This is a genomic window from Roseobacter sp. GAI101 (genome assembly GCF_000156335.1).
Classification (GTDB): domain Bacteria; phylum Pseudomonadota; class Alphaproteobacteria; order Rhodobacterales; family Rhodobacteraceae; genus Sulfitobacter.
The window spans coordinates 1,889,288-1,906,065 of record NZ_DS999213.1 but is presented as its reverse complement, the minus strand read 5'-3'; the positions used below and the strand labels follow the sequence as shown (position 1 = coordinate 1,906,065).

The 16,778-nt window shown below is 60.0% G+C and carries 13 protein-coding genes; 10 read left to right on the top strand and 3 right to left on the bottom strand.

Going from position 1 to position 16,778, the window contains the following annotated elements:
- The first annotated feature begins 1 nt into the window (after nt 1).
- The 3 genes from urtC to urtE are packed head-to-tail and all read left to right on the top strand — an operon-like array spanning nt 2 to nt 2,605.
- Nucleotides 2-1,168: an urea ABC transporter permease subunit UrtC gene (gene urtC / locus RGAI101_RS08885; RefSeq protein WP_008228626.1), complete on the top strand. Its 1,167-nt coding sequence runs from the start codon at nt 2-4 to the stop codon at nt 1,166-1,168.
- Complete coding sequence (gene urtD, locus RGAI101_RS08880) at nt 1,165-1,917, top strand: urea ABC transporter ATP-binding protein UrtD (protein WP_008228089.1); 753 nt, start codon at nt 1,165-1,167, stop codon at nt 1,915-1,917. Before urtC ends, urtD begins: the two co-directional genes overlap by 4 nt.
- The gene (urtE, locus tag RGAI101_RS08875; protein ID WP_008228961.1) at nt 1,910-2,605 is read left to right on the top strand and encodes an urea ABC transporter ATP-binding subunit UrtE; all 696 of its coding nucleotides are present in this window, start codon (nt 1,910-1,912) and stop codon (nt 2,603-2,605) included. The genes urtD and urtE overlap by 8 nt, the downstream gene beginning before the upstream one ends.
- 171 nt (nt 2,606-2,776) lie before the next feature.
- Here urtE and RGAI101_RS08870 read toward each other — a convergent pair whose 3' ends face one another.
- From RGAI101_RS08870 to RGAI101_RS08860, 3 genes are read right to left on the bottom strand one after another with little or no spacing between them, the layout of a single operon-like run.
- Nucleotides 2,777-3,655, bottom strand: a complete 879-nt coding sequence (locus RGAI101_RS08870; protein WP_008225198.1) for a transglutaminase family protein — start codon at nt 3,653-3,655, stop codon at nt 2,777-2,779.
- Between the two features lie 3 nt (nt 3,656-3,658).
- Nucleotides 3,659-6,058, bottom strand: coding sequence for a circularly permuted type 2 ATP-grasp protein (locus RGAI101_RS08865; RefSeq protein WP_008226714.1), 2,400 nt, complete (start codon nt 6,056-6,058; stop codon nt 3,659-3,661).
- A 3-nt stretch (nt 6,059-6,061) separates the two neighbouring features.
- Nucleotides 6,062-9,376 (bottom strand): transglutaminase family protein, encoded by a 3,315-nt coding sequence (locus RGAI101_RS08860; RefSeq protein ID WP_008228027.1) that lies wholly within the window; start codon nt 9,374-9,376, stop codon nt 6,062-6,064.
- Between the two features lie 341 nt (nt 9,377-9,717).
- Here RGAI101_RS08860 and RGAI101_RS08850 point away from each other — a divergent pair, with 341 nt between their 5' ends.
- From RGAI101_RS08850 to RGAI101_RS08820, 7 genes are all read left to right on the top strand, one after another.
- Nucleotides 9,718-10,665, top strand: coding sequence for a mechanosensitive ion channel family protein (locus RGAI101_RS08850; RefSeq protein ID WP_008225911.1), 948 nt, complete (start codon nt 9,718-9,720; stop codon nt 10,663-10,665).
- Nucleotides 10,662-11,309 (top strand): DUF998 domain-containing protein, encoded by a 648-nt coding sequence (locus RGAI101_RS08845; RefSeq protein ID WP_008225744.1) that lies wholly within the window; start codon nt 10,662-10,664, stop codon nt 11,307-11,309. Before RGAI101_RS08850 ends, RGAI101_RS08845 begins: the two co-directional genes overlap by 4 nt.
- 25 nt (nt 11,310-11,334) lie before the next feature.
- Nucleotides 11,335-11,853 (top strand): DUF421 domain-containing protein, encoded by a 519-nt coding sequence (locus RGAI101_RS08840; protein WP_008228064.1) that lies wholly within the window; start codon nt 11,335-11,337, stop codon nt 11,851-11,853.
- Between the two features lie 130 nt (nt 11,854-11,983).
- Nucleotides 11,984-13,384 carry a M20 family metallopeptidase gene (locus tag RGAI101_RS08835; protein ID WP_037229319.1) on the top strand — a complete coding sequence of 467 codons (1,401 nt, stop codon included), beginning with the start codon at nt 11,984-11,986 and terminating at the stop codon, nt 13,382-13,384.
- A 208-nt stretch (nt 13,385-13,592) separates the two neighbouring features.
- The gene (locus tag RGAI101_RS08830) at nt 13,593-14,561 is read left to right on the top strand and encodes a Gfo/Idh/MocA family oxidoreductase (RefSeq protein ID WP_008227866.1); all 969 of its coding nucleotides are present in this window, start codon (nt 13,593-13,595) and stop codon (nt 14,559-14,561) included.
- 474 nt (nt 14,562-15,035) lie between these two features.
- A complete protein-coding gene (locus RGAI101_RS08825) occupies nt 15,036-15,392 on the top strand; it encodes a plasmid mobilization relaxosome protein MobC (protein WP_037227815.1) in 357 nt (118 codons plus the stop codon).
- Nucleotides 15,389-16,684, top strand: a complete 1,296-nt coding sequence (locus tag RGAI101_RS08820) for a relaxase/mobilization nuclease domain-containing protein (RefSeq protein WP_008226295.1) — start codon at nt 15,389-15,391, stop codon at nt 16,682-16,684. The genes RGAI101_RS08825 and RGAI101_RS08820 overlap by 4 nt, the downstream gene beginning before the upstream one ends.
- Nucleotides 16,685-16,778: the final 94 nt, after the last annotated feature.

Here is a 16,778-nt window from a genome sequence, read left to right as displayed (position 1 = left end):
CATGCGCAAGACATTTATCTCCGAAAACCCTTCCATCCTATGGTTCATCGGTCTGCTGGGGCTGTTCACCCTCGCGGTCGTCGTCGGATCAGAGGCAACGGGCACCGGCCTGATTTCCACTTCGATGGTCAAGACACTGGGCAAGACGCTGTGCCTGTGTCTGATCGCCATCGCGATGGATGTGGTCTGGGGCTATTGCGGCATCCTTTCGCTGGGCCATTTTGCGTTTTTCGGCATCGGTGGCTATGCCATCGGCATGTGGCTGATGTATGCGCGCACCGAAATCATCGTGCTCAACAGCCTTGAGGGCCAGATTATCCCGCCCACGTCCCAAGAGGTGACAGACGCCATCGGGAACCAGATTTTCGGCGTGGTCGGCAGTTCGGAATTTCCGTGGCTGTGGGCCCTTTCCGACAGTCTGTTCCTGCAACTTCTGATGGTCGCGCTTGTGCCGGGCCTGCTGGCACTGGTCTTTGGCTGGCTCGCCTTCCGCAGTCGTGTCACCGGCGTCTACCTGTCGATCCTGACACAGGCGATGACCTTGGCCTTGTCCTTGTGGCTGTTTCAAAACGACAGCGGCTTGCGCGGCAACAACGGCCTTTCGGGTCTGCAAAACATTCCGGGATTTGAACAGACCCCGCAGGCGGTGATCAGTCTGGTATTCTTTCTGGGCTCGGCGCTTGCCTTGGCCCTGGGGTATCTTTTGTTTGCATGGGTCGTGTCGGGCAAGATGGGCAGCGTCGTTCAGGGCATTCGCGACAACGAGGCGCGGGTGCGGTTCCTGGGCTACCGCGTCGAAAGCTACAAACTGTTCATCTTCACGCTGACGGCCGTGGTATCGGGCATCGCGGGCGCGCTGTACTACCCTCAGGCGGGTATCATCAACCCTGCTGAACTGGCCACGATCGCGTCGATCTATCTGGCCGTCTGGGTCGCCATCGGCGGGCGCGGGCGGCTGTACGGCGCGGTGATCGGTGCCGCTTTCGTATCGCTATTGTCCAGTTGGTTCACGGGCGGCGGTGCGCCGGCGATCGACCTTGGATTTTACACGATCCTGTGGACCGACTGGTGGCTGGTCCTGCTGGGGGTCTCTTTCGTCTGCGTCACGCTGTTCTTTCCCAAGGGGATCGGCGGCCTGTTCGATTACCTGATTAGGAAGCCGTCATGAACAACACCTTGCTGGAAGTGTCGGGCGTTTCGGTCAGTTTCGACGGGTTCAAGGCGATCAACAGCCTGTCGATCCAGATCGCCGAACCCGAGTTGCGCGCCATCATCGGGCCCAATGGCGCGGGCAAGACGACCTTTATGGACATCATCACCGGCAAGACCAAACCCGACGAGGGCAAGGTGATCTGGGGCGAGCGTAACATTTCCCTGCTGGGCCTGTCCGAGGCCGACATCGCCAATGCGGGTATCGGGCGCAAATTTCAGAAACCCACGGTGTTCGAGGCGCAGACCGTACGGCAGAACCTTGCCATGGCGTTGAAAAACCCGCGTGGACCGCTGGCGGTTCTGCTGCACCGCAAGACGCCCTCCAACGCCGCGCGGATCGAAGCGATTGCCGAAGAAATCGGCCTATCCGACAGCTTGCCCCGCATCGCGGGAGAGCTGAGCCACGGTCAAAAGCAATGGCTGGAAATCGGGATGCTGCTGGCGCAGGAACCGCGCTTGTTGCTGGTCGATGAACCCGCAGCGGGGATGACCGTCGAAGAGCGTGAAAAAACCACTGATATCCTGAAGCGTGCCGCTGAAACCCGTGCGGTTGTCGTGGTGGAACATGACATGGAATTCGTGCGCCGCCTGAACTGCAAGGTGACCGTGCTGCATGAAGGGTCCGTGCTGGCCGAAGGGTCCTTGGATCACGTCACCTCGAACCCTACAGTGATCGAAGTTTATCTGGGGCGTGGTCATGCTTGATGTAGTAAACCTTGACCTGCATTACGGCCAAAGCCGCATCCTGTACGAGATGTCGTTCGAAGCCCCGCAGGGGCAGATTACCACGGTTGTGGGCAATAACGGCGTGGGTAAAACCAGTCTGCTCAAGGCGATTGCGGGGCGGCATCCGGCGTCTGGTGGCACGATCACGATTGGCGGCAGGCCCGTGCGTCTTAGCACCGCGTTTCAGGCGGCCCGTGCCGGGATCGGCTATGTGCCGCAGGGGCGCGAGGTGTTTCCGATGATGACGGTGCTTGAAAACCTCGAGACCGGATTTGCCTGCCTGCCAAAGGCCGAACGGTTCATCCCCGATGCCATCTTTGATTTGTTTCCGGTGCTGCGCGACATGCGGGCGCGGCGCGGGGGCGATCTGTCGGGCGGGCAACAGCAGCAACTGGCCATCGCCCGTGCGCTGATCGCCAAACCGACGGTCTTGTTGCTGGACGAGCCGACAGAGGGCATCCAGCCCAATGTGATCGAACAGATCGGCGACGCGCTGCGCCTGTTGCGGTCGCAAGGAGAGATGGCAATCTTGCTGGTCGAACAGAACGCCGATTTCGCATACGCGCTCGGGGACAGTTTCATCGTGGTCGAAGGCGGGCGGACAGCGCCACGCAAGTTGAAGGCTGACTATTCAAAAGAGATGCTGATTGCCGATCTGGCGCTGTGATGCCCCTCCATGCCGAGGATCAAAGCGCATGGGCTGTTCGCTGAGAAAAATCAGCGCTCAGGCCGGAGCAAGTCTTCGAGGTCAGCGATAGCGAAGAAGTGGCGTGACGTCCTTCGATGGCAGCCCACAAAACCTCATTGAACGCACCACGCGCCCGTTGATGGGTGCCGGTCAGTCGGCGCAGGCGACGTCCACTGATTGCGAATTGGTCTGTTTGCCAGAGGATCGCAGATACCCGATGACGGGGCTGACATCAGAATAATCGCGCCCGTAGGCTACAACGATATGATCCGTCCCCACAAAGGTCGCATTGGTGGGGTCGTATTCGACCCAGCCCTGATCGGGGCCGCACCAGGCTTGTACCCAGGCATGCATCGCGTCGACGCCTTCCAGCCGTACACCGCCCGGAGGGGGCAGGGTGCGCAGATAGCCGCTGACGTAGCCTGCCGGAATGCCAAGGGATTGCAAGGCAAGGATCATGATATGCGACAGGTCCTGACAGACCCCGCGCCGTTGGGCAAAGGCTTCGGCTGCGTCGGTGTCGACGGTGGTGGCGGTTGAATCAAAGGTGATCAAACGATGCAGCGCTTCGCCCAGTTGCGCGACGATCCGGGTGACAGTGGCGGTTGGATCGCAGTTCATGCGCGCGAATTCTGCGATGTCCGCGTTCGGATGCAGACGCGGGGACGGCCCAAGAAAATGCAGCGGGGATGCGGCATCCAATGCGTTGTGAACCGTCAGCGACCGGTGCAGGTCGCCCAGGCCAAGATGGGGGCCCGAAAAGGCAACTGGTGCCGTGATCTCGACCCGCGACGACATGCGGATCGACATTTTGGAATGTGCCTCAAGGTGGGTGACCGTTGTGACGGCATTGCCAAAGAAGTCGACGCTGTCATGGCGCTGGTCCGGCAGGGGCGTGACGTCGACCAGATGGGCCGTGACCCGTTGCCGACCCGTCAGCGGGCGGGGCAGCACCCGCAGCAGATGCCGACCGTTTCCGGCAGAGCCTGCATACCGGTGGGCAATCGTCAGGCGGATATCATACAGCATCGCCTAAACCAGATGCGCTAGGGTCAGGGCATCGGCGATGTCCCAGATGTCGGTTTTGACCTTCCCGAGCATCTCTGGCGTCAGGGCGGAAGGTGCGCTGGCGGCCAAGGTTGTTTCGAGCAGGAGGATTTGCCGCGCCACATCCGACAGGACATGACTGTCACTTTGGCCCGGCAGTTCCGCGATATGCCGCTTGGCACGGGACACGTGATAGCGGATTGATCTGGGGTTCTGATCGTCAACACCTAGGATATCGGCGATCGCCACCTTGTTGGTCAGGATCGAGAAACGCGCGTGATATGACACCACGCTATCGCCCACCTCGAGCGCCAGATCCAGCGCGCCGTCGGGGGCATCCGGCCCCACCAGCTGCGACAAAAGCTGCGCCATGTTGGCGGCGCGCTCCAGCGAGATGCCAAGGCTCAGGAACCGCCAGCCGTCGGAGCGATACATGTTCTCGTGCACCAGTCCCGCAAAGCCGGTGATCTGACGCAACAACTGGCTGGTCTCTCTTGGGAATTCTTCAAGGGGGATATCGCGCTGATCCAGATCACTGGTGGTGGCAACCAATGCACGCAGGGCCATCAGACCGTCCGGCGCAAACCGGTCCCCGATTTTGCGTGCGGCATTCAGCGCCATATCCAGCGGCGCGCCGAACCGTTCGGCCATGGCCGCGGGCTGGGCGGCAACGTCCTGCATCAAATGGCTGCGCATGAAGGCCAGCAGGGGGGCATCATGGCTCGCCCCATCGTTGATCCGGGCAAAATAGGCGCGAAACAGGCGGATGTTCTGTTCGGCGCGTTCGACATACCGGCCCAGCCAGAACAGGTTATCCGCTGCCCTGCTGGGCAGGGCCGCGCGCGAAGTTGCCGCACGGTTTTCCGCCGCGCCGGACTCCAGCAGGCTGGGGGTTTCGACGGGCTGTTCGCCTCTGATCCAGACATCGGCCACTTTGCCGCCGCGCTGCATGGCAAAGGCTTTGGCGTCATTGCCTGCACTGACCTGCGCATAGCCGCCGGGCATAACCTGCCAACCGTCAGGCGTGCGGGCCAGGAACAGGCGGATGCACATCGGTCGCGCGACCAATGCGCCGTCTTCGTAGGTTGGTGTGGTCGACAGGGTGATGGATTCCTGACCAACCAATTCGCGGCCCGATCGCTGCAGCAGCGCTGCGATCTCTTGCTGCGTGGGCGCTGCGGGTGCCCCTTGGTCGGCACTGTCCGCCATCAGCGGCACCGTGGAAAAGGCCGACCCCACCATCATCGTATCGCGATGCTTGATCACATGAGCGCGTGCTGTTTCCTGGCCACACCACCATGTCGCGATGTTGGGCAGTTTCAGCGGCGCGCCAAAATGCTGCCGTGCAATCTTGGGCAGAAACGCCATCAGCGCACGGGTTTCCAGAACCGCAGCACCGATGGCGTTTACCAGATGCAACTGCTGCTGGCGCAAGGCGTCAACCAGTCCGGGGGTGCCGATCAGCGATGTCTGGTCCAGCTCAAGCGGGTCGCACAGCGCGCTCGGTACCCGGTTCCATAGCAGACTAAGCGGTTTTGGCCCCGCAACCGTGCGCACCATCACATGGCCGTCCTGCACGATCAAATCCTCGCCTTCGACCAGAAGCATCCCCAGATACCGCGCGATATAGGCGTGTTCAGCATAGTTCTGGTTCGCCGGTCCCGACGACAGCAAGGCAATCTGTCCTTTTGAATTGCCCCGCAGATTGAACAGCTGTTGTTGGAAATCCTGAAAGAACCCTGCGATGCGGTGCACATTCGAGCCGTTGAAGAAGTTCGGGAACACCTTGGTCATCGCGACCCGGTTTTCAATCACGAACCCGGCGGTCGAGGGCGCTTCGACCAGATCGCTGATCACCCACCATTTGCCATTCGGTCCCCGCCCTATCTCGAAGGACAGCAGGTTCAGGAAATTGCCATTGGCTGGTGTGACCCCCACCATGGGCCGCAGCCAGGCGGGGTTTTGTGTCAGCAAGCTTGCTGGCAACTGGCCCGAGGCGACCAATTCGCCGGGGCCGTAAAGATCGCGCACCACATGTTCCAGAAGGTCGGCGCGCTGGATCAACCCTGCCGAAATCTCCCGCCATTCCGCTTCGCTCAGCATCACGGGCAAGTGGCTGAGCGGCCAGCCACGATCGACTGAAACCGTGTCGTCATATTGGCGGTAAAGCACGCCTGCGTCCCGCAGGTACTGATCCCCACGGGCAAAGCGATGTGTCAGATCGGTGTCGCCAAGCCGTTGCAGATGGTCCAGAAACTCCTGCCACACAGGTTTCACATTGCCCGCGCCGTCCAGCATTTCATCACGGTTACCCGCCTGCTGGCGGTACCCGGTCAGAAGGTCACGCGGGCTGGAGGCCCCTTGTGTGTGGCGCGAGTTGTTCATCCGTTAAAAACCGGGACGCCGCCGCAAATCAAGCGTCATGGGGAATTCGGGGTGCGGCGTTTCTTGCGGTGGGGTGTAGCTGTTCGTGGTATGCCCCATGGGTTCGAACCGCGACAGGCGGCGCGCCTCTGCCTCGTTACCATTCACGGGGAAGGTATCGAAATTGCGCCCGCCGGGATGCGCCACATGATAGCGGCACCCGCCCAGGGAACGCCCCGTCCATGTGTCGTAGATGTCAAAGGTCAGCGGTGCGTCAACCTCGAGCACCGGATGCAGCGACACGGCGGGTTTCCACGCCTTGAACCGCACGCCACCGACGCGTTCTTCGGTCTTGGCGGTCTGCTGCAACGGGACAAACCGCTGGTTTGCCGTCACACGGTAACGGTCAGGGTTGGGACCGGTCAGCTTGACCTGCAACCGCTCCACCGAACTGTCCGTATAGCGCACCGTGCCGCCGATTGCGCCGGTTTCACCCAGCACATGCCACGGCTCAAGCGCCTGACGCAATTCCAGCGTCATGCCCTCATAGGTGACGTCGCCACAGAAAGGGAAACGGAACTCGGCCTGTGCTGTGAACCACGCGGGGTCCAGCGCCATGCCGTGCCCCTTGAGGTCGTCCAGCACATCCAGAAAATCGTCCCAGATACAGGCGGGCAGCATGAAACGGTCGTGCAGTGTGGTGCCCCAACGGGTCAGCTTGCCACTGATCGGGTGTTCCCAGCAGCGCGTGATGATGGCGCGGATCAAGACCTGCTGCGCAAGGCTCATCCTTGGGTTCGGGGGCATCTCGAAGCCGCGGAATTCGACAAGGCCAAGACGGCCTGTGGGACCATCGGGGGAAAACAGCTTGTCGATGCAAATCTCGGTCCGGTGGGTGTTGCCGGTCACGTCGATCAGGCTGTTGCGCAGCAAACGGTCGGTCAGCCATGGCGGGGGCGGGGTGCCTTCGGCCGGTGGCCAGATCTGGTCCAGCGCGATTTCCAGTTCGTACAGCGCATCATGCCGTGCCTCGTCGATGCGGGGGGCCTGGCTGGTTGGTCCGACGAAGGTGCCCGAGAACAGATAGGACAGGCTGGGATGGCGCTGCCAGAACAGGATCAGGCTTTTGAGCAGATCGGGGCGGCGCAGGAAGGGGCTGTCGGCAGTGGTTGCCCCGCCGACAACCACGTGGTTGCCGCCGCCGGTCCCGGTATGCCGCCCGTCGATCATGAACTTGTCAGTGCCCAGACGGGTCTGTCGGGCTTCCTCGTAGACCGTTTCTGTGGTGTTTACGCATTCCGCCCAAGATGCGGCAGGATGCACGTTGACCTCAAGCACACCGGGGTCGGGGGCCACTCGGATCACGTCGATGCGCGGGTCGCTGGGGGGTGAATACCCTTCGATCAACACCTTGCGGCCAATCGTCTTGGCGGCGTTTTCCGTGGCCGAGATCAGTTCAAGGTAATCCTCGAGCGTCTCAACAGGCGGCAGGAATACACACAGCTTGCCATCGCGCGGCTCGACTGAGATCGCGGTGCGGACCTTGCCTGTCAGATCGGCCTTCAGGCTTTGTTCGTTCTGGGTCTGGCTTTGGGTCGCGTCTTCGGTCCGGCTGGCGATGGCCTGGGGACGCTGTGTCATATCCTGGGGCAGGGGCGCGCGGGGTTCAGACGGGTCTTGCGGATAGACGAAAGGATAGTCGCTTTCGGGGATATGGGGCAGGGTGCCCAGCGGAAGGCGGTAGCCGACCGGACTGTCGCCCGCGACCAGAAACACCTTGCCACGCCGCAGGTTCCAGACCTCTGACATCCAGCGGCTTTCCGCACGCGCCTGCCAGCGCTGCACGGGCAGGACATACCCCGCAGGCGTGGTCAGACCGCGTTCAAAGACACGCGCGATGCGGGCGCGCTCCTCGGGGTCCTTCAGTTTTGAATTCTCTGGCGTGACGTTTTCGGGCAGGTTGCTTTCCTTGACGATCCACTCGGCAGGGTCCTCGAAAGCGGGCAGCACGTTTTCGCCCGGCACAGACAGGCTGCGCGCGATTTCGGTCAACAGGGCCTGTGCATCATCGGGGCCGACATCTTCGCGGGTGTCTTCGCGGGCCAGCAGATCGGCGTCGTTCCAGATCGGATGCCCGTCCTTGCGCCAGAACATCGAAAACGTCCACCGCGGCAGGGTTTCGCCCGGATACCACTTGCCCTGACCGTAATGCAGCAGTCCCCCGGTCGAGAATTTATCCTGCAACCGGCGGATCAGCTTGTCGGCAAGCCCGCGTTTGGTGGGGCCAACGGCGTCGGTGTTCCATTCGGGGCCTTCGAAATCGTCAATCGACACGAATGTCGGCTCGCCGCCCATGGTCAGGCGCACATCGCCAGCTTCAAGCCGTTTGTCGATGTCCTGTCCCAGCTGGTTCAGCGCGTCCCACGATGTGTCCGAAAACGGCTTGGTGATGCGCGGGTGTTCGGCCGTGCGCCTGACCTGCATGTCGAACGAGAAATCGACCTCGGCGTAAGACGCGACACCGGCGATGGGCGCGGCGTTCTGATAGTGCGGCGTGGCGGCCAGCGGCACATGGCTTTCGCCCGCCAGAAGCCCCGATGTCGGGTCAAGGCCAACCCAGCCGGCACCGGGAAGGTAAACTTCGACCCAGGCATGCAGATCGGTGAAATCGGTGTCCGTCCCCGAGGGCCCGTCCAGCGCCTTGAGGTCCGGTTTCAGCTGGATCAGATACCCCGACACGAACCGCGCGGCGAGGCCGAGGTTGCGCAAGATCTGCACCAAGAGCCAACTGCTGTCGCGGCACGACCCCGAGGCGCGGCCAAGGGTCACCTCGGCGGTCTGGACGCCGGGTTCCATGCGGATCTCGTAGTTGATTTCGGACGCCAGACGGCTGTTGAGCATTACCAGAAAATCAACCGTGACCATCGGATTGCGCGAGATTGACTTCATGAAATCCGACAACAGCGGGCCGACAGGCTCGGGCTGCATGTAGATGCTCAGGTCCGGCGCTATTTCATCGCCATAGGTAAAGGGGAATTTCGTCGCGGCCTCTTCGACGAAGAAATCGAAGGGGTTGTAGACGGACATGTCGGCGACCAGATCGACCTCGATCTTGAACTCCATCACCGGTTCGGGAAACACGAAACGCGCCAGCCAGTTGCCGTAGGGGTCTTGCTGGTGGTTCACAAAGTGGTTTTCCGGCGACACCTTCAGCGCATGCGAGATGACGCGCGTGCGAGAATGCGGCGCAGGGCGCAGCCGGATGATTTGCGGCCCCAAGGTGACCGGACGGTCGTATTTGTAATGGGTAAGGTGATAGATACTGGCGGTAATTGACATATGTGGGTGCTCCTGCGGTCCAGCATGGCCGTTCTGCTGCGGGGCAGCAACAAGATTAGGGCCATTGCGCAGATCACGTACCGGTTTCCGGCCTGTTGCCGGTTTCTGCAGATGCCGCAAGGCATTGCCCGCGCTGTGATTTCGCCGGAATGCGCGCGGCCGGGTCAATCCGGCATGACCGCACGCCTGTGCATAAAAAATAGGCATGGGCCGGAACCGAAGCGGACTGCGTCGGGTTGGTCTGTGATCACACCCGCGTGTGCGCCCTGAATGGGGGCGATCCTGTTTGCGGGACAAGTGCATTTCAAAACGACCCGATACAATGATTGGATTTCGAGACAATGGAAGAAGTCGACGCAAACCCCGGCCTGATTTTTCACAAGCTGGACGCCTGGCTTGACGGGTTTTTCAAGCTCTTGCCGAATATCGGCGTTGCGATCGTCGTGGCGATCATCTTTTGGCTGTTGGGACTGGGCATCGGTGCCTTGGTGCGCCGTACGCTGGACAGGCGCGGCCGTGGCAATCTGGGCGATGTCGGCGGTTCGCTGATCCGTTGGACGCTTGTGGTTGTGGGATTTATGTTGGCGATCACGGTCGTCGCGCCGTCGATCACACCCGGTGACCTGTTTGCAGGGCTTGGTGTCAGTTCGGTCGCCATCGGTTTCGCCTTCAAGGATATTTTGCAAAACATGCTGGCGGGAATCCTGATTCTGCTGCGCCAACCGTTCGAGGTCGGCGACCAGATCGTGTCGGGCGGCCACGAAGGCACTGTCGAAAAGATCGAGACCCGTGCCACCATGATCAAAACCTATGACGGGCGACGTGTGGTGATCCCGAATTCCGACATCTATACCGATAGCGTCGTGGTCAATACCGCGTTCGACATCCGCCGGTCGCAATATGATATCGGCATCGGCTGTAACGATGACTGGGACAAGGCCCGCACGCTGATGGAGGATGCCTGCGCCAGCGTAACTGGCGTGGTCAGCGACCCCGCACCCGAAACCATTCCGATTGAACTGGGCGATTTTGCCAACATCGTGCGCCTGCGCTGGTGGACGAAATCCGACCGCGCCTCGCAAATCCATACGTTCGGTGATGTTTTGGTCGCGGTTTACAAGGCGCTTGATGCCGAAGGGATCGACATGCCCTATCCGACCCAGGTGCATCTGTTCCACGACCAGACTGAAGAAACTGATGGCGACCGCACCCGCCAGCGCGAAGGCTGGCCCGCCGGGCGCGGTGACGTGCCCAAACCCCGCGCGCAGAAGCAAGGCGAAACCGCATGAGCCATCCCTTTCACAGCGACAGTGACCAGAAACGCGATCGGCATCTGCTGCTTGGGGCAGGGGGGATCGCCATTTTTGGGTCCATCTGCCTGCTGGTGGGAAATATCGTGGGCAGCATGGTGGTCCCGAACCACGATTGGGTGGCGGATACCGTCAGTGACCTTGCCGCGGGCAAGTACGAGATCATTCAGGATGTGGCCCTTTATGGCTACGCCGCCGCGCTGATCGCATGCGCCTTGGGGGCTGCGCATTTCCATGCACACACCTTGCGGTGGAATGGGGGCATCCTGAGCCTTGCGATCCTAGCGGCCAGTGTGATCGTCATCGGCGCGCGCAACGAATACGGCGATCAGGATAGCGACGGCATCGTGATCCATGTGTATCTGGTCTATGTACTGGGCGTTTTCTTTACCGCATTGTTTGTGCTGATGGCGCAGGGCATGGCGGCCGTGGACAAGTCTTTCGCTTACATCAGCTATGCCTGTGCCATGCTTTGGGGGGCCGGTGCGCCGATCTTTTTCGTGCTGCCAACCAACATTGATGGCGCTTTTGAACGCGGGCTGGGGGTCGTTACGATGGTCTGGGTGTGCAGCTTTGGCTGGATGTTGATCACCGTCGCCCGGCGCGCTGACGCCCGCACTTAATTATTTTACATACACAGGATACCCCATGATTTTCGACAGTGAAATTCCCGACGCCCTCGCGTGCGGATTGGTGCTTAGCACGGTGGGCCTTGTCTGGATCATCCTGCTGGTGCGTGTTTTCGGCCTGCGGTCATTTTCCAAGATGACCAATTTCGACTTTGTAATGACGATCGCCGTGGGGTCGTTGCTGGCGGGCGTGTCACAATCAACCAGCTGGGGGTCGCTGGTCCAAAGCGTGACGGCGATCACAGCCCTTTTCATTTTGCAGTTCACCGCGGCGTACCTGCGGCAGCGGTCGGAAACATTTCTTACGGCGATCCAGAATGATCCTGTGATGTTGCTGGAAAACGGGGTGATCTGTGAAAACGCCCTGAGGACCACGCGCGTCAGCCAAGGCGACCTGATCGCGAAACTGCGCGAGGCGAACGCCCTTGAGATGTCGAACGTCCGCGCCGTTGTGCTGGAAACCACAGGGGACATATCGGTGCTGCACGGACCCGAGGTCGACGAGATCATGTTGCGTGGTGTAACGCGGATCGGTTGACGGCGTCCGCTGCCGGCGGCGGGCGTCAACTTTGGATCTTGCATGCCGGGCTCGGGCGCATGATCATGCCGCCCAAAGTCAGGCGCGCAGTCTGGCCGTGATGAAAACCCAACAAACGGACCTTGATTTGATGACCCGCAACGATGCGATTGCCCAAGCGACTGCTTATTTTGAAAGCGGGCGTTTACAGTCCGAACTTGCCGCTCTTGTGGCCTATCGCAGCGAAAGCCAGAACCCTGATCAGGCCCCGGTGCTGCACGAATACCTGACCCATGCCATTCAGCCGCGGCTTGAGGCCATGGGATTTGACTGCACGATCCATGATAATCCCAGCGCGGAAACGACAGGTGGCCCGTTGTTGCTGGGCATGCGGATCGAAGATCCGGACCTGCCCACAGTGCTGACCTATGGCCATGGTGATGTGATCTGGGGGCAGGACGCCCAGTGGCGTGACGGTCTGACCCCGTTTGAACTGACGCCGGACGGCGACCGCCTGTACGGGCGCGGGGCAGCGGATAACAAGGTCCAGCATCTGATCAATATCGCAGCGCTTGAAACCGTTTTGTCGCTGCGCGGCAGGCTGGGGTTCAACATCAAGATCGTTCTGGAAATGAGCGAGGAAATCGGATCGCCCGGTCTGTCCGAGATGATGGAACTGCACCGCGACACCTTACAGGCCGATGTGCTGATCGCTTCGGACGGGCCGCGGCTCAGTGCGACGCAGCCGACGATGTTCATGGGCGCGCGCGGCGGGCTTGGCTTTGATCTGGTGGTCGATCTGCGCAAGGGGGCGCATCATTCGGGCAACTGGGGCGGTCTTTTGGCCGACCCTGCGATCATTCTGGCCCATGCCCTGGCCACCATCACGGATGCCCGCGGCCAGTTGCAGATACCCGAATGGCGGCCCGCCAGTCTGACCCCGAAGCTGCGCGCAGCGCTGCGCGATCTGCCGGTCGGCACGAACGAGGAACTTACGGTCGATACGGATTGGGGCGAAGCAGACCTGACCCCTGCCGAGCGCGCCTATGGTTGGAACAGCTTCAGCGTTCTGGCGATGAAATCAGGCAATACCGAAGCCCCCGTCAATGCGATTTCACCCACCGCATGGGCGCGTTGTGCGCTGCGCTTTGTGGTGGGCACCGACGTCGAAAAGGTGCTGCCCGCCTTGCGCCGCCATCTGGATGCGCACGGGTTCGAAAAGGTGCAGATCCAGCCGCTGGACAAGGGCTGTTTTCCGGCCACCCGTCTGGACCCGGACCACCCGTGGGTGTCCTATGTGCGCGAATCGCTGAAACGCACCACTGGCAAGGCCCCCCATGTCCTTCCCAATCTGGCAGGATCGCTGCCCAATGATTGTTTCGCCGATGTGCTGGGCCTGCCGACCATCTGGATTCCCCACAGCTATCTGGGCTGCAATCAGCACGCGCCCGACGAACACGTCCTGAAGCCGGTCTGCCGCGAGGCAATGCAGGTGATGGCCGGGCTGTTCTGGGACATCGGAACCGGCACGCCGGAAACTGCGGCCACCTAAAGGATACCGGTCATGCCGTTCCTTTGAGGCAGTCTCGTGGTGGACGTGTGTGAAGCAATCAAAGCCGACGGATGCGGCGTTCGACCATTGGACGCGGGGGTAAGAAGAAATCCCTGCTGGCACAGCCGGCGGCAGCATGACACTCTGCGCTTGACCATAGGGCACCGCTGGTTTTGAAGCAGGCCCGCACCACTGAAGGGAATTTCGAGTGACCATCAAAACAGCAATTATCGGCTTGGGTATCATGGGGAGACGCATGTTGGAACACATGGTCCTGCACCCTGATTTCACGGTTGTGGCCATCTGGGACCCTGACGTGGACGCGTGCCACGCGGCCAAAGCCGTCGCGCCGGATGTACAAATTTCGGCGGATGCGGATGCTGCAATCGCGGCCGCCGATCTGGTCTATCTGGCCTGTCCGCCAGTGCCGCGCAAGGCCTATGCCTTGGCCGCAGCCGGGGCAGGCAAGGCCGTGTTCCTCGAAAAGCCGCTTGGCGTCGATATCGCCGAAAGCCGTGATCTTGTGGCGCAAATTTCGGCATTGGGGGTGCCTGCCGCCGTCAACTTTACCCAAGCCGCAGGGGAAGCACTGACCGATGTATCGGCGTCGGCGCAAGCTGGCGAAATGGGCGATCTGATGGGGGCGGATATCGTCGTGACCTATGCCCATTGGCCGCGCGCATGGCAGCAATCAGCGGACTGGCTGCGCTTTGCGGCCGAGGGCGGCATGACCCGCGAGGTGATCTCGCATTTCCTGTTCTTCTCGGAGCGTATCCTTGGCCCGCTGCAACTGGTCTGGGCACGGGCCGATTACCCCGCAGGCAGCGACCTTTGCGAAACGCATGTGGCGGCAAGGTTGGTCGCGGAAAACGGCGCACCCGTCACCATCATGGGGGCGGTTGGCGGCGCACAGCCCGACCGTCAGGAGCTTACCATCAAGGGGGCTGAAACCAGCCGCCGCATCAGTGAATTCTACCGGGATGCCAAATCTGACGGGGGTGAATTCGTGCCTGTGACCGGCGACGTGGCAGACCCGCGAGCGACCAGCCTGAGGGCGCAACTGGATGATCTGGCCTTGTTGGTGGCGGGCAAGCCGAACCGTCTGGCAACTCTTGACGAAGCCTTGCGGGTGCAAATCCTTGTCGAGGGTATCCTGGCGGGCAAAACCGCGGGATAAAATCGCGTATTCGTGCGCACCCCTTCAAATTCAAAAGGATCGCCGCATGTTTCAGACGTGCGGCGATCAGGGCGCGGTCCGATTCTGTCGGGCGCGCCACCCGGTCCAAGCGATCGCATGCCTGATCCTTTCCGATCCTTCACATGCCTCTGGCCTTGCCTGATCGTAGCTCCAAAAGCGCTTTTCGGTTGTACGACAGCGCATTTCCGCCTTGTCTTGCAAGGGCAAACGCTCGCGCGGCAGTGCGATAACCAGAATGGCTCTACCAATATATCTTAGGTGAAGATGGATTAATGGTGCCCTTGAGAACAAAAACCTAGAACACCTTGATCCCTGTAAAATGCTTGAGAATTTGGAGGACTGGGAACGATATTTGCAGTCTGATCCGGAGCTGTCTCAGAGGTTACGCGCACTTGATGACGACACATCATCAACAACCGTATTAAACTCTGACGTACTGCGAGGGCCACGGCCATGACCCGCCCAGCACCGTTTTCACTTCGCCTCACTGATGATGAGCGCAAGCAACTTGAAGCCAAAGCAGGCTCAATGCCACTGGCCTCATATATCAAATCTGTAATCTTGGCCGACGATGCTCCCAAATACCGAAAGCGATCAAAGCCACCTGTTGCGGAACAACAGCTTTTGGCTGAGGTTCTGGCTCGGTTGGGTGCGACGCGCTCAGCCAGCAATCTGAATCAAATTGCCAAAGCGATCAATCAGGGCACGCTTTATGTTGATGATGAACTTGAAGCTGATCTAAAGCAGGCCTGTGCCGAAGTGGCTTGGATGCGCGCGACGCTAATGCAAGCCTTGGGGATCAAGTCATGATCCTCAAGGGCTCCCAGAGGGCTGGTGCAAAAGCACTGGCTGATCATCTGATGAATGATCGCGACAACGACCATGTCACCGTTTTGGAAGTGAGCGGCTTCATGGCAGATGATCTGCATGGCGCTCTTTCAGAAGCGTATGCGATTTCAAATGCAACACAATGCACGCAGTTCATGTTTTCGCTAAGTCTGAACCCGCCTCAAGATCATGTTGGATCAGAGCAAGATTTTCTTGATGCGGCAGATCGTGCCGAAAATGCACTCGGCCTAACTGGTCAGCCTCGCGCCATCATCATGCACGAAAAGGAAGGGCGGCGTCACGCCCATGTTGTCTGGTCGCGCATTGATGGTGACGCGATGAAAGCGATCAATCTGCCCCATTTCAAGAACAAGCTGACAAGCCTGTCACGCGAACTCTATCTTGATCATGGCTGGGTGTTGCCGGAAGGCTTGCAAACCCATGGCGGCAAAAGCCCTCTCAATTTCTCATTGGCGGAATGGCAGCAAGCCAAACGCATCGGCCTCGACCCCCGCGAAATCAAGCAAGTGTTTCGCGATGCTTGGGAAAGGTCGGATAATATCAAATCCCTTAGCAATGCCTTGCAAGAACGCGGGTATTTTCTGGCCAAGGGGGATCGACGCGGTTTTGTTGCTGTCGATGTGAACGGCGCAATCTATTCCCTGCCAAAGTGGATCGGTGAGAAGTCAAAAGCTGTCACGCAAAAGCTTGGATCGCCGGATGGATTGTCGTCCGTATCTGATGTCAGGGCCGATATCAAATCTCGCGTGACGGATCAGCTGAAATCCTACATTGCCGAAACACGCTCCAAGCATGCTCGGGATGCGCAGCCGCTTTTAGAACAAAAAGCAGAGATGGTCAGCAAGCATCGCGCTGAGCGCAAAGCCCTGAAGGACGGCCAAGAGAAACGCTGGAAGGAAGAAACCAAAGCCCGACTTTCCCGGCTCAATGGTGGCTTGCGCGGTCTCTTTGATCGCATCACTGGCAAGAACAGCAAGACCAAAGATCAGATTGAAGCTGAGGCTTATCAAGCTGCAAAGCGTGATCAGGCGCAACGGGATGATCTGGTTCTGGCACAATCCAAAGATCGCAAAGTGCTTCAAGTGCAGTTTGTGGCGTTACGATCCAAACAAAAAGAAGATCGCAAAATTCTCGCTCGTTCTATCAGCCAGTTCATGACGCAGCGTAAACGCAATCAAAACAGGGGCTTGCAGAAAGGGCTTGATGTGATGCCAGAACTCCGTCGGTCGCGCGGTCCCGATCTATCGCTGTAAATCAATTACCCGTTTTGACCTCCGCTATACCCACGCGCGGTAGTACCGAATTTTCCTAACCAATTGGCACTTGCAACCTTTCTCAAAGGAGAAG

What these genes read in the sequence shown, in the direction of transcription:
- RGAI101_RS08860 (WP_008228027.1), bottom strand. Translation starts at nt 9,376, where the DNA reads ATGTCAATTACCGCCAGTATCTATCACCTTACCCATTACAAATACGAC.
- RGAI101_RS08850 (WP_008225911.1), top strand. Translation starts at nt 9,718, where the DNA reads ATGGAAGAAGTCGACGCAAACCCCGGCCTGATTTTTCACAAGCTGGAC.
- RGAI101_RS08835 (WP_037229319.1), top strand. Translation starts at nt 11,984, where the DNA reads ATGACCCGCAACGATGCGATTGCCCAAGCGACTGCTTATTTTGAAAGC.
- RGAI101_RS08820 (WP_008226295.1), top strand. Translation starts at nt 15,389, where the DNA reads ATGATCCTCAAGGGCTCCCAGAGGGCTGGTGCAAAAGCACTGGCTGAT.
- RGAI101_RS08845 (WP_008225744.1), top strand. Translation starts at nt 10,662, where the DNA reads ATGAGCCATCCCTTTCACAGCGACAGTGACCAGAAACGCGATCGGCAT.
- RGAI101_RS08870 (WP_008225198.1), bottom strand. Translation starts at nt 3,655, where the DNA reads ATGCTGTATGATATCCGCCTGACGATTGCCCACCGGTATGCAGGCTCT.
- urtD (WP_008228089.1), top strand. Translation starts at nt 1,165, where the DNA reads ATGAACAACACCTTGCTGGAAGTGTCGGGCGTTTCGGTCAGTTTCGAC.
- RGAI101_RS08865 (WP_008226714.1), bottom strand. Translation starts at nt 6,058, where the DNA reads ATGAACAACTCGCGCCACACACAAGGGGCCTCCAGCCCGCGTGACCTT.
- urtC (WP_008228626.1), top strand. Translation starts at nt 2, where the DNA reads ATGCGCAAGACATTTATCTCCGAAAACCCTTCCATCCTATGGTTCATC.
- RGAI101_RS08840 (WP_008228064.1), top strand. Translation starts at nt 11,335, where the DNA reads ATGATTTTCGACAGTGAAATTCCCGACGCCCTCGCGTGCGGATTGGTG.
- RGAI101_RS08825 (WP_037227815.1), top strand. Translation starts at nt 15,036, where the DNA reads ATGACCCGCCCAGCACCGTTTTCACTTCGCCTCACTGATGATGAGCGC.
- urtE (WP_008228961.1), top strand. Translation starts at nt 1,910, where the DNA reads ATGCTTGATGTAGTAAACCTTGACCTGCATTACGGCCAAAGCCGCATC.